11 protein-coding genes and 1 pseudogene are annotated in these 11,887 nt (G+C 65.2%); 9 read left to right on the top strand and 3 right to left on the bottom strand.

The genetic code is table 11. The features are described from left to right. Positions 1-317 precede the first annotated feature (317 nt). Positions 318-1,634, top strand: a complete 1,317-nt coding sequence (locus V5A38_RS12435; RefSeq protein ID WP_332326082.1) for an NAD(P)/FAD-dependent oxidoreductase — start codon at positions 318-320, stop codon at positions 1,632-1,634. Positions 1,635-1,994: 360 nt separating this feature from the next. On the opposite strand, the pseudogene V5A38_RS12430 reads toward V5A38_RS12435, so the two are convergent. Then, positions 1,995-2,243, bottom strand: a pseudogene (locus tag V5A38_RS12430) (DUF6149 family protein); the annotation flags it as partial. Positions 2,244-2,406: 163 nt separating this feature from the next. On the opposite strand from V5A38_RS12430, the gene V5A38_RS12425 reads away from it, so the two are divergent. Further along, complete coding sequence (locus tag V5A38_RS12425; protein ID WP_332326081.1) at positions 2,407-3,648, top strand: FAD-dependent oxidoreductase; 1,242 nt, start codon at positions 2,407-2,409, stop codon at positions 3,646-3,648. 61 nt (positions 3,649-3,709) lie between these two features. Then, positions 3,710-4,132 carry a hypothetical protein gene (locus V5A38_RS12420; RefSeq protein WP_332326080.1) on the top strand — a complete coding sequence of 141 codons (423 nt, stop codon included), beginning with the start codon at positions 3,710-3,712 and terminating at the stop codon, positions 4,130-4,132. A 280-nt stretch (positions 4,133-4,412) separates the two neighbouring features. Here V5A38_RS12420 and V5A38_RS12415 read toward each other — a convergent pair whose 3' ends face one another. Beyond that, positions 4,413-5,453 carry an NAD(P)-dependent alcohol dehydrogenase gene (locus V5A38_RS12415; protein WP_332326079.1) on the bottom strand — a complete coding sequence of 347 codons (1,041 nt, stop codon included), beginning with the start codon at positions 5,451-5,453 and terminating at the stop codon, positions 4,413-4,415. Between the two features lie 171 nt (positions 5,454-5,624). On the opposite strand from V5A38_RS12415, the gene V5A38_RS12410 reads away from it, so the two are divergent. The 4 genes from V5A38_RS12410 (at position 5,625) to V5A38_RS12395 (ending at position 9,176) form a co-directional block, all read left to right on the top strand. After that, the gene (locus V5A38_RS12410) at positions 5,625-6,329 is read left to right on the top strand and encodes a bacterio-opsin activator domain-containing protein (protein WP_332326078.1); all 705 of its coding nucleotides are present in this window, start codon (positions 5,625-5,627) and stop codon (positions 6,327-6,329) included. 90 nt (positions 6,330-6,419) lie between these two features. Continuing rightward, on the top strand, positions 6,420-7,253 hold the full coding sequence (locus V5A38_RS12405) for an alpha/beta fold hydrolase (protein WP_332326077.1): 834 nt from the start codon (positions 6,420-6,422) through the stop codon (positions 7,251-7,253). A 78-nt stretch (positions 7,254-7,331) separates the two neighbouring features. After that, positions 7,332-8,384 carry an amidohydrolase family protein gene (locus V5A38_RS12400; RefSeq protein ID WP_332326076.1) on the top strand — a complete coding sequence of 351 codons (1,053 nt, stop codon included), beginning with the start codon at positions 7,332-7,334 and terminating at the stop codon, positions 8,382-8,384. A 3-nt stretch (positions 8,385-8,387) separates the two neighbouring features. Next, positions 8,388-9,176 (top strand): iron-sulfur cluster assembly protein, encoded by a 789-nt coding sequence (locus V5A38_RS12395; RefSeq protein ID WP_332326075.1) that lies wholly within the window; start codon positions 8,388-8,390, stop codon positions 9,174-9,176. Between the two features lie 28 nt (positions 9,177-9,204). On the opposite strand, the gene V5A38_RS12390 is transcribed toward V5A38_RS12395, so the two are convergent. Further along, positions 9,205-9,624: a hypothetical protein gene (locus V5A38_RS12390; RefSeq protein ID WP_332326074.1), complete on the bottom strand. Its 420-nt coding sequence runs from the start codon at positions 9,622-9,624 to the stop codon at positions 9,205-9,207. A gap of 122 nt (positions 9,625-9,746) precedes the next feature. On the opposite strand from V5A38_RS12390, the gene V5A38_RS12385 reads away from it, so the two are divergent. Both V5A38_RS12385 and V5A38_RS12380 read left to right on the top strand, forming a co-directional pair. Further along, on the top strand, positions 9,747-10,868 hold the full coding sequence (locus V5A38_RS12385) for a DoxX family protein (RefSeq protein WP_332326073.1): 1,122 nt from the start codon (positions 9,747-9,749) through the stop codon (positions 10,866-10,868). 115 nt (positions 10,869-10,983) lie between these two features. After that, the coding region (locus V5A38_RS12380) for an RtcB family protein (protein WP_332326072.1) at positions 10,984-11,887 on the top strand (904 nt) is incomplete at its 3' end.

Raw genomic sequence — 11,887 nt, 5'->3', positions numbered from 1 at the left:
CCTCGATCTCGAGTTCCTCACTGTCGACCTCAACTTCGACCTCGACGTCGATGCAGACATCTGGCTTGTCGGACATACGGCACGGGGTTTGACCGCGTTCGAGATAGTTCACTCGGTCGGTACGAACGGTCAGCCAACCAGTCTCGAAGCGCCGGGGGAGACGTCGCCTCCGCCCCTATTGGGACCGTTTCCTGGGTCGCGGACCGAACCCCACGCTCGCGGGTCGCAGGCTCCCCGCTCGGTCGCTTCGCTGCCTCGCGTTTCCCTGCCTCGGGGACTCCACAAACTCCTTACCGATAACCCCCATCCTCTAACCTATGTACCACGTCGTCGGCGGCGGAATCGCCGGATTCGCGGCGGCCTACCGGCTCCAGCAGCGGGGCCACGAGGTCGAAATCTTCGAGGCCAGCGACACGCTCGGTGGTCTCGCGGCAAGCTACGAAACCGCCGGCGACCCCATCGAAGCGTTCTACCACCACCTCTCGAAATCAGAGGAGACCATCGTCGAACTCGCCGGGGAACTCGGCGTCGGCGACCGAATCGACTGGATCGTCGGGAAGAACGCCTACTACGTCGACGGCGTCGTCCACCCGCTCGATACGCCCTGGGAGATTCTCGCGTACCCCCACATGAGCGTGTACGACAAGTTCCGGCTCGGGATGCTCACCATGGAGATCGACGTGCGCGGCGGCGTCCCTTCCTTCGACACGTACGACGACCTCCGGGAGTTCGAGGACGTGCCCATCAAGCAGTTCCTGCTCGACCACACCAGTCGCGGCGTCTACGAGAACTTCTTCGAACCATTGCTTTCGGCCAAGTTCGGTGACCGGAAGGAGGACGTGAGCGCCGCGTGGCTGCTTGGCCGCATCAAGTTCCGCGGCGAGCGCGACCTGCTCCGCGGCGAGATTCTGGGCTATCCTGACGGTGGCTTCGATGCATTGCTCGACCCGCTGATCGAATCGGTCGGCAACGGCACAGTGGCGACGAACACTCGCGTCGCCGACATCGGTATCGAGGATGACGAGGTCTCGACAATCACGACCGAACAGGACGGCGAGACGACCACCCACGAGACTGACGGCGTCGTCGTCGCGGCGATGCCGAACGTGCTGGAGGAGCTGACGGGATACGCCTGTGAGATCGACTTCCAGGGCGCGGTCTGTGCGGTCGTGACGATGGAGGAGCCACTCTCTGACACCTACTGGCTCAATATCGCCGACGACGCCCCCTTCGGCGCGCTCATCGAGCACACGAACTTCGTCCCGCCGGAGCGCTACGGCGGCGAGTATCTGCTCTACATCGCCTCCTACGTCCAGAGCCGTGAGGAGTGGCTCGCGACCGCCGATGAGGCGGCGATCGAGGAGCGCTGGCTCGACGGCGTCGCCGACCTGTTCCCGCAGTTCGACCGCGAGTCAGTCGAGCAGTTCCGCCTCGCCCGCGCGCCGCGTGCTGCTCCCGTCTACGAGCGCGGGTATCTGGATCTGGTGGTGCCCTACGACCTGCAGTCGGAGGTGGCTGAAGGTCTCTACTACGCGGGGATGGCCAGCGAGGCACAGTACCCCGAACGGAGCCTCGACGGCGGCGTCGTCGCCGGCTTCGAGTGCGCTGACCGAATCGAACAAAAGGTCGACTGAGCGGCGAGACGGACTCTTCAACCGGCAACTGCCGGCCGACTTTTCAAGTAGGAACGCACGACCAACCCCGTCGTGAGCTGACCCGTACCGCGGCGGGCCTCGCGGGTGAGTGGCTCAGGCCCGCCGTGTTCGTGACGGCTGTCCGGCGCCTGCTCCCCTGCCGACAGCGTGCGCGAGTCACCTGCTTGCTCCGGTCGTCCGCCAGGTCGGCGTCCGACCCTCAGGCGCTCAGTCAGCGGACCGCGCCTGATAGTGATTACTGCGAGTCTGTCCCGCCGTGACCATCCGTGTCGGTGATGGGAGCCCCTGAACCGGCGGCGTTCGACACCGTCGATGCACCGATTCGCCGTAATCACTATGAATCTCCTCGGTCCGGTCACCCACGACGATACCGTTCTCCGTCTCGACGTACACGTCGTCGGCGAACCCCCCTTCCGCGTGGGGATGCTCGGGATCTTCGAGTCCCGCCAGGGTCGCCTCGGCGTCCGGGATCTCTCGGCTCCGGAACTCCCCGAGCGGGTCGCCGATGGTGATGTCGTGGGCCTCGAAGAAGTCGGCGTAGCGCCCGTAATGCTCCGCCACCTCGTCGGCGGGGAACTCCATCATCTGTGCCTGCTTTGTCGCGAAATGCCGGATATTCTGGCGAATTTTCATCAGGGTGTCGTCGCGTCGCCGGAGCCTTCAACCCTCCGAGCGGGCTGGCGTGAGCAACAGGTTCAGATGGGATTTTCGTATGGCAATCCACATTAACCCCCGCTGCAAAATGCGGTGCATGAGCGAGTCGTTCGTGATAATCGGCGATGGGGTTGCGGGAAGCTCTGCAGCGGAGACACTCCGCGAGGAGGCGCCCGACGCCGACATCACCGTCATCACCGACGAGGGGGAGGCTCTCTACAATCGCATCCTGATCAAGGAGTTCGCGAAAGGGAAGCTCCCGGCAGCGCCGATTTCGATTCACGAGCCCGAGTGGTACGAGGAGCGCGACATCGACCTCGTACTGAACACGCTCGTCGTCGACATCGACACCGAGGCGAACCGGGTCACCAGCCACGGGGGGGAGGAGTTCGAGTACGACAAACTGCTGCTCGCAACCGGCGGGACGCCGTCCCAGCTCCCGGTCGACAACTCCGATGCCGAGGGCATCCACCACTTCTGGACGTTCCAGGACGCTCGCGCCATCAAAGCGGACGTCGAGGAGGCTGACACGGGCATCGTCGTCGGCGCCGGCCTGCTGGGCATCGACTTCGCGGCCATCTGTGGCGCACAGGACGTCGAGGCCAACTACCTGATGCGCGGGAACGCGTGGTGGCGCTACGCCCTGAGCGAGGACGGCGCGGAGATTATTCACGACGCGCTCCGCGAGCGCGGCGTCACGCCGGTCTTCGAGTCCGGCGTCGACCACTTCACGGTCGATGACGACGGCCGCGTCGAGACGGCGGTCGATCCGAACGGCAACGAGTACGAAGCTGACTTCGTAGGAGTCGCCATCGGCCTGAACATGAACACCGAGATCATTCAGGACACCCCCATCGAGTTCGACAACGGCATCATCGTCGACGAGTACATGCGGAGCAACCTCGACGACGTGTTCGCCGCTGGCGACACGACGGAGTTCAACGACCTCATTCTCGGCGAGCGAGCCCAGAACGGCGCGTGGGGCTCGGCGAAAGCGCAGGGTGATATCGCCGCGAAGAACATGGTGAACTACGGCTCCGAGGAGTTCCGCTGGGTCTCCTCGTACTCCATCACCCACTTCGACTTCCCGTTCCTCTCGTTCGGTCACCCGACGCTGGGCGACGACGAAGTCGAACAGAAATACTCCGACACCGAGTGGCGTCGTCTGGCGCTCAAGGACGGCCGCATCGTCGGCGGCGTCCTCATCGGCGACCTGGCGCCCCAGTCGGCGTACAAACAGCTGATGCGTAAAGGAACCAGGGTCGGCAACGAGAAGGAGACGCTGATGCAGAAATCCTTCAGCGTCGAGGATCTGGACGCACCGGTCGCCGACAACTGACCGGTCTCGTTTCGGAAGCTGACACCGAAGTCGTTTTGCGGTGACCTCCCCGAAAGCGTGTATGGACTCCGGCGGCTCATCGGATATGACCCTTGCCTTCGAGCTGAATGCGCTGAAGGCGCTCGTGGACCCCAACGCGGTGTTCAACGACGCCAGACAGTGGACGAGCTACGTCGGCGTGGTGAGTGAGAAGCCCACCTACGTCGTCACCAACTTCACGCGCAAGGAGCGCATCCGGCAGGATTTCTTCTCCGGCCCACGCGGTGTCGAGGAGAGCCTCGAGAACGTGAAACGCCAGTTCGACACCGACCGGCATGTGTTCGTCGGCACGACCGAGGAGGACGAAGAACGGGCCGAAGCGACGGACTGGGAGTTCCTCCCGCTCGAAGACGCCGCCGAGGCTGCCGGCTGGGAACTCGCCGGTGATGCCGAGGAGGAAGAAGACCCCTTCGAGGAAGGGGACCAGCGCGACGATTGGCCATAGCTCATAGTGATTACGGCGAATCGGTGCATCGACGGTGTCGAACGCCGCCGGTTCAGGGGCTCCCATCACCGACACGGATGGTCACGGCGGGACAGACTCGCAGTAATCACTATCAGACACGGCATGCGACCTGCCGCGACCCCGTGTCGCATTGAGGAGAGCGTCGCTCTCGTCCGCCAACCAGAACTCGGAGTGTTCTGGTGACGGCCACGGAGACTTCGCCGTGGCTGTGCGTAGCCGACCGCTCCTTGCTGCCCGGAGTCTACGGCTCAGTACCGAACTACGGTTCGATCACCGCACGGCCCTCGATCTCCCCGTGTTCGAGCTTTTCGGCGACCGTGTTGATCTCGTCGAGGTCGTAGCGCGTGGTGTGGAGCTCGACCTCGCCGCGTTCGACGAGCGCGACGAGCTCTTGCAGTTCGGCGTACCGGCCGACGAGCGTGCCGCGATAGCCGAACTCGCCGTCGACGAGGGTCTGGGCGGGTTCGTGGACGTGACCGCCGTAGCCAACGACGTGGAGGTCGGCACCCGCCGCGCCGATATCCGGGCCCAGTGCCGTCGTCCCGTCGGCGCCGACGAAGTCGAGAATCTGCTGGGCGCCGGTGCCGTCGGTGAACGCCTCGATCTCGGCCGGCACGTCCTCCGTGTTCGGGTCGAGCGTCTCCTGGGCGCCCAGCTCGTCAGCCAGTTCGCGAGCCTCGGGCTTGATGTCGAGTGCGACGATGTCGGCCGCCGACATCGCGTCGAGACACTGGATGCCGATGTGGCCGAGGCCGCCGACGCCGATGACCACCGCCGTGTCGCCGGGGTTGAGGTCGGCGACGGCCTTCTTGACCGCGTGGTAGGCCGTGATACCGGCGTCGGCGTGGGGAGCGATATCTGTCGGGTCAATCGCCTCCTCAAGCGGGATGACCGCGCGCTCGTTCGTGAGCAGGTACTCCGCGAAGCCGCCGTCGTGGGTGAGGCCCGGGAACGCCACGTTCTCGCAGTACATGTCCTCGCCGAGCCGACAGGGCCGACAGACGCCGCAGGTCCGGACGGGGTGACAGATGACCGGCTGTCCCTCCTCGACCGTCTCGACGTTCTCTCCAATCTCGGCGACGATGCCGGCGTTTTCGTGGCCCAGCGTGAGCGGCAGTTCCTGCGGGACGTACTCGGTCCACATCCCCTCGATGACGTGGTTGTCGGTCTGGCACCAGCCGGCGCCCTCGATCTCGACCACCACGTCGTCGGGGCCGTCGGCTTCGGGCCGTGGCACGTCGTCGATGCTGAGCGCGTCGTGCATCTCGTCGGTGTACTCGTGGAGTCTGGCAGCGCGCATGGTGGATGCTACCGTTACGCTCGATAAAGCGTTCAGCCAATACTCATTGGTTCTGTTCCGGTGCTACTCCCAGCTAGAGGAGCTGACTGGCAACGCTCGTTCGGGACGGACGGGTCCGGGTTACCCACTCGTAGCTATAACGATTATGTTCGGTTAGTGCTATCAATACGCATGGCGATCAACGAGACCGGTGCGACTGGAGGTGGAACCGAACTGGAGCTCCAGGTGACCGACCAGGACTGCTTTTTCGTGCGGGCGTCGGCGGCGGCGTCCTGCCGGCTCTCGCTCGAGCATCTCATCCACCGCTCGGACGGAAAGCTCCTGGAGTTCTTCGCCGTCGAAGGCACCGACCCGGGGGAGGTAGTCGAGATGGCCGAGGACGTCGCTGGTATCGACGAGGCGCGCCTCGTCAGGCAATCAACCGACTACGGCCTCGTCCAGTTCGTCGTCTCCGGGCCCTGTGTGACGACGACTCTGGCCGATGCGGGGGCGGTAACACAGTCCGTGACGGCCGCAGACGGGACCGGCCGCGTCGTCGCCAGCGTCCCGGCGCATGCGGACGTGCGGTCGGTCATCGAGACGTTCCAGTCGCGCCACGACGGAACCGAGTTCCTCGCGAGCCGGCATGACGCGTACTCGGTCCCCATCCAGACGGAACTGGGGCTCAAAGAGGCGCTCGCCGGGCGGCTTACCGACAGACAGCTCGAAGTGTTCCGAACGGCGTATCTGAGCGGCTACTTCGAGTGGCCGCGCGAGAGCACTGCCGAGGAGTGCTCGGCGATGCTCGGCATCACCCAGCCCACGTTCAGCCAGCACATCCGGTTGGCTGAGAAGGCCATCTCGGAGTGTCTGTTCGACGGTCCCGAACAGCGCTGAGGGGGCTCCTCGGCCCGGTTCCTCCGCGCCAATACTCATAGGCAGTAGGCGTTTGGCCACAGACGGACAGATACGGCTGGTGGGCGATTCATGACGACCTACGAGGACTGGACGGCTGCACAGGAGCGCACGACTGTTTCGGTCGACGACCACGAACTCGAGATGGCCTACCGGGACGAGGGGAGCGGCGATCCGGTACTCTTCGTCCACGGCATCCCGACCAACTCCTACCTGTTCCACGCCCAACTCGACGCCGTCGCGGAGCATCGCCGGGTCATCGCGCCCGATATGGTCGGCTACGGCAACTCCTCGATATACGACGGGTTCGACCGCTCTATCCGTGCACAGGAACACGCGGTCCGTGATCTCGTCGACGCCCTGGACCTGGGAACTATCGATTTCGTCGGCCACGACCTCGGTGGTGGCGTCGGCCTGCGCTACGCCGCGCGGACGCCAAACGCCATCGACAAACTGGTGCTATCGAACTCCGTCGCCTATGACTCGTGGCCGATTCAGACGATCACGGACCTCGGTCTGCCGGAGACAGCGCGGGAGACGAGCGTCGAGGAGTTACAGGGGATGCTCGATGGCCTGTTCCGACAGACGCTCATGGGCGAGAACCACGACGAGACGTTCCTCGACGCGATGAAGACGCCGTGGGCCTCCGAGGAGGCTGTCACCTCGGTCGTCCGTAACGCGAGCGCGACCAATACGAGTCACACAACGGAGGTCGACCCCAGTGACGTGACCGCCGACACGCTCCTGCTGTGGGGGACCGAGGACGAGTTCCAGCCGATTCGGTGGGCCGAGCGTCTCGAAGCCGAGATCGACTCCTGTGAACTAGTCGGCCTCGAAGCCAATCACTGGGTGCCCGAGGACCGCCGCGAGGCGTTCCGCGACAATCTCGTCGAGTTCCTCAGATAGGCCTGTCCGGGCGCTTCAGCCCGTACCTATACTCATTGGCACAATTGTCAGGATGTCTGTCAACCAGTAGCACAGTGTATGTACAGCTACGACGGCGAAGACGTGTTCGTGATCGATTCGCACGTCCATCTGTGGGACGCGAGCGAGGAGAACATCATCCACGAGGGTGGTGAGCAGTTCATCCAGTGTTTCCACGACTATCACACCGGGTTCACGCCCGAGGAGAAGCAGTGGGAGATGGACGCGTACCGGGCGTATAGCCCGGACCGAATGGCAGAGGACCTCTTCGGCCGGGGCCACGTCGATATGGGTATCTTCCAGCCGACGTATCTCACCGACTTCTACGAGGAGGGGTTCAACACGACCGAGCAGAACGCCGAACTCGCCGAGGCGTACCCTGAGCGGTTCGTCCTCAACGGCAGTTTCGACCCCCGCGACGGCGAGGAGGGCCTCGAGTATCTGGAGGAGTTGGACGCCAAATACGATCTCCAGGGGGTCAAACTCTACACGGCGGAGTGGCGCGGCGACTCAAAGGGATGGCGCCTCGACTCCCCGGAGGCGTTCGAATATCTCGAGAAATGTGCGGAGCTTGGCATCACGAACATCCACCCGCACAAGGGGCCGACGATCCGGCCGCTGAACCGCGACGCGTTCGACGTCGCCGACGTGGACGACGCGGCCACCTCGTTCCCCGAGCTCAACTTCGTCGTCGAGCACGCCGGCTTCCCACGGATCGACGACTTCTGTCACATCGCGACACAGGAGACAAACGTCTACGCCGGCCTCTCGGTCATCGCACCGTTCGCCCAGAACCGCCCACGGAAGTTCGGCGAGATGATGGGCGAGATGTTGTTCTGGGTCGGCGAGGACAACCTGCTGTTCGGCTCGGACTACGCGATCTGGGAGCCCGAATGGCTCGTGCCGACCGTGATGGAGGCCGAGATGACCCAGGAACAACGCGACGAGTACGGCGTCGAGCTCTCGACCGAGGTCAAAAAGAAGTTCATGGGCAAGAACGCCGCCGAGCTCTACGACATCGATATCGAGGAGAAGAAAGCACAGTTCCGGAACGACGAGATCTCCGAACAGTTCGACCTCGGCGACCAGTACGCCGGGGTCGGCGCGGACTGACCCATGGGCAGCAGTACGAGGAACGTGGTCGACCGGGCCGCGGTCAGGGAGCGCCTCGACACCGTCCACGATCCGGAACTTGACCGCTCGATCGTCGATCTGGAGTACGTCGACGAGATCCGTATCGAGAGGGCGGGTAGCGAGGACGCGCCCGTCGACGGCGTTCGCGTCGACGTCGCGTTCGTCCTCCCGACGGCGTGGTGCTCGCCGGCGTTCGCGTGGATGATGGCGACGGGAATACGCGACGAGGTCGGCGCGCTCGCGGGCGTGAGGGACGTGCGCGTCGACCTCCTGGACCACATGCACGACGAGGAGATCAACCGCGGGGTCAACGAAGAGCTGGCGTTCGAGCACGTTTTCGAGGACGCCGAGGACGGCATCGCGGAAGTCAGACAGAAACTGGACCGGAAGGCCCGGCTGGCTCGACAGTACCGCGCGGTCGAAACCCTGCTCGATGCGGGTCTCGAGCCCGCACAGATCACCGCGCTCACGAGCGGCGACGTGGAGCGCGTCGACGAGCGGGTCGTCATCTACCTTCGCGACCAGACCGTCGGCGTGACCGTGCCGGCAGACCCGATCGCCGGGTACCTGGAGAAGGCGCGAGACCTCGGCATCGTGACGGGTGGTGAGGACCAGCTCTTCCGGGACCTGGATGGTGAACCGATCTCTCCCGCGGCGTTCGAGGAGGTGCATCGCGAGACCCGACTCGCGAAGTCGAACATGAGCGGCCAGGCCGGGATCTGCGCTCAACTGCACGAGGCACGGAACGGGGTCGAGGTGGGCGGAGACTGAGGCTCTCCCGGGAGCAGCCCAACAGCGGTCACATTCCGCTCGAACCGCTTTCCATCCCCCCGTCGCGGTGCATGATGAGGCCGCTGACAAGCATCAGGACGGCGATGGCAACCATCCCCGCGTCCCAGCCCATCCCAGCGGTCATGCTGCTACCGCCCATCCCGCTGCCCATCCCCATGCCGCTACCGTCGGCCATCAGTCCTGTTCCGAGCAGTGCTTGATTGAGCAGCATCACCAGTGCGTACACGACCATCAGCGGGCCGCTCGCGGCGCCGAGCCGATCGGCATCAGTGAGCAGAACCGCGCCGTGGACGATGACGACGACCCCGAGTACGGCCATGAGCCAGCCACTCGTCACCATCCGCGACGCGGTTGACGCGCTCCAGAGCGAGTACAGCCCCGAGACGAAGGCGATCGCGGCTCCGTAGAGGTGGGTGTTGGAAACCATAGCGCCACCAAAGGCTCCGGGGGAGAAAGAGCCACCTGTACTCGAGGGGATCCACCAGTGTAGTTACGCTGTTTCGCCTCCGGTCGGCGACGTTTATTGTGGGGCCGCCACGACGGAGACGTATGGTACGTAACCGCGTTTCTGCCCTCGTCGGAGCCGTCCTCCTGCTGGCCATGGTTCCCGGCCGGGCGCTCGCCCACGTTCGGTACGTCTCACCGGGCAGCGGGGGCGAGAAGATACTGGAACTGCTTGCGGCGGTCGTGACCGACCCGCTCGCGATCGCGCTGCTCGGCGGGGGTGGGCTCTCGGCGTTGACTGCCGCCGTGTTCTATCTCCGTATTCGCCCGTTTCGGGCAGATTTCGCGGTGTTGCGCGCGACCCTCCGGAGCTACGACGACCTGCTCCCGTGGCTGGCCCGACTCGCTGTCGGGCTCCCGCTCGTGGGCGCGGGGTTCACCGGCTATCTCTACTCGCCGGTCGCTACCGCGGAGTATCTCGGCCTGCCGCTGGCGGCGGTGCGGCTGTTCGGCATCGGTATCGGCTTCCTCATCGTCTTCGGGCTCGCGACCCGGGTTGCCGCGCTTGCGGGGCTGGCGGGGTACGTGTTCGGGCTGCTGCTCGACCCCGCGCTCCTGCTCGCCCTGGAGTTCCCCGCCGGGCTGACGGCGATTCTCCTCCTGGGCGGCGGGCGCCCGAGTGCAGACCACGTGTTCTCGCGACTGGCCGACGCCGATGGGACGTTCTACCGGGAGATCGACCCGATCCGGGAGACGCTTCACCCTATCGGCGACCGGTTGGCCGACGCGACGCATCTGGTTCCGATGGTCGTTCGCGTGGGCCTCGGCGCCTCGTTCCTCTATCTCGGCGTGGTCCAGAAGCTGTTCACCCCCGGGCAGGCGCTGGCGGTCGTCGCGAAGTACGACCTCACGAGCATCGTCCCGGTCTCGCCCGAGCTCTGGGTCGTCGGCGCCGCGCTGACTGAGACAGCCATCGGCGTCGCGCTCGCACTCGGCCTGTTCACCCGGGCCTGCTGTGGCATCTCCATCTTCATGTTCGTCACGACGCTGTTGGGCCTGCCGGACGACCCCGTGATGGCTCACGTCTCGCTGTTCGGGCTGGTCTCCGTGCTGGTCATCACCGGCGGCGGCGCCTACTCGCTCGATCGACGACTGGCCGAGCGGTTCGGGACGGAGAGCCGGTTCGGTGAGCGATCCGAAGTAGCCGGAACGGCACTCGGCGACTGAGAAGCGGTCGGTGCCGACGCATCGGCGTTCCAGCGCCAGCGAGTCCTCTCCCGAACCGGGCCCATGGCGCCCACGGACGGAACCCTATTTCCCCTGTCGAGTCTAACTCCTGCCCATGAAGAAGCAGTTCGGCGACGTCACGCTCGAACGCGTTCGCGAGTACGTCTGGGAGATCCCACAGGAGGGCGGGATGGAGGTCCCCGCCCGCGTGCTCGCGAGCGAGGCGCTACTCGAACAGATCGGCGATGACGACACGCTCCAGCAACTGCGCAACGCCGCCCACCTCCCGGGGATGACCAAACACGCGCTCTGTATGCCGGACGGCCACCAGGGCTACGGCTTCCCGGTCGGCGGCGTCGGCGCCATCGACGCCGAGAACGGCTGTATCTCGCCCGGAGCGGTGGGCTTCGACATTAATTGTGGCGTCCGAATGGTGCGAACGAACCTCGAGTACGACGACGTGCGCGGCCGCGAGAAGGCGCTCGTCACCCAGCTATTCGACACCGTTCCCTCGGGTCTCGGCGGCGGCGGCGTCGTCGACGGCAGCCGGGACGCCGTCGAGGGCGTACTGGAACGGGGGATGGAGTGGACGCTCGAGCAGGGCTACGCCACCGAAGCCGACCTCGCTCACTGCGAGGACGAGGGGCGCCGAACCGACGCCCGTCCGGAGTTCGTCTCGAAGAAGGCCAAAGACCGCGGGATGAACCAGCTCGGGAGCCTCGGCTCGGGGAACCATTTCCTCGAAGTCCAGCGCGTCACCGACGTGTTCGACGACGACGTTGCCGAATCGTTCGGGCTGGCTGAGGACCAGGTCGTCGTCCTCATCCACTGCGGGAGCCGCGGCCTGGGCCACCAGGTCTGCTCGGACTACGTCCGCCGAATCGAACAGGAGCACGGTGACATGCTCGCGAACCTCCCGGACAAGGACCTCGCGGCGGCGCCTGCGGGCTCCCAGCTGGCCGAAGAGTACTACGGCGCGATGTGTGCGGCCATCAACTTCGCGTGGGTGAACCGCCAGC

Source organism: Halolamina sp., assembly GCF_036626355.1.
In the GTDB taxonomy this organism is placed as follows: domain Archaea; phylum Halobacteriota; class Halobacteria; order Halobacteriales; family Haloferacaceae; genus Halolamina.
Note: the sequence above shows the minus strand (reverse complement) of the source record. Positions and strands in the feature narration are given on the sequence as shown.

What these genes read in the sequence shown, in the direction of transcription:
- V5A38_RS12405 (WP_332326077.1), top strand. Translation starts at nt 6,420, where the DNA reads ATGACGACCTACGAGGACTGGACGGCTGCACAGGAGCGCACGACTGTT.
- V5A38_RS12410 (WP_332326078.1), top strand. Translation starts at nt 5,625, where the DNA reads ATGGCGATCAACGAGACCGGTGCGACTGGAGGTGGAACCGAACTGGAG.
- V5A38_RS12425 (WP_332326081.1), top strand. Translation starts at nt 2,407, where the DNA reads ATGAGCGAGTCGTTCGTGATAATCGGCGATGGGGTTGCGGGAAGCTCT.
- V5A38_RS12420 (WP_332326080.1), top strand. Translation starts at nt 3,710, where the DNA reads ATGGACTCCGGCGGCTCATCGGATATGACCCTTGCCTTCGAGCTGAAT.
- V5A38_RS12395 (WP_332326075.1), top strand. Translation starts at nt 8,388, where the DNA reads ATGGGCAGCAGTACGAGGAACGTGGTCGACCGGGCCGCGGTCAGGGAG.
- V5A38_RS12400 (WP_332326076.1), top strand. Translation starts at nt 7,332, where the DNA reads ATGTACAGCTACGACGGCGAAGACGTGTTCGTGATCGATTCGCACGTC.
- V5A38_RS12390 (WP_332326074.1), bottom strand. Translation starts at nt 9,624, where the DNA reads ATGGTTTCCAACACCCACCTCTACGGAGCCGCGATCGCCTTCGTCTCG.
- V5A38_RS12415 (WP_332326079.1), bottom strand. Translation starts at nt 5,453, where the DNA reads ATGCGCGCTGCCAGACTCCACGAGTACACCGACGAGATGCACGACGCG.
- V5A38_RS12385 (WP_332326073.1), top strand. Translation starts at nt 9,747, where the DNA reads ATGGTACGTAACCGCGTTTCTGCCCTCGTCGGAGCCGTCCTCCTGCTG.
- V5A38_RS12435 (WP_332326082.1), top strand. Translation starts at nt 318, where the DNA reads ATGTACCACGTCGTCGGCGGCGGAATCGCCGGATTCGCGGCGGCCTAC.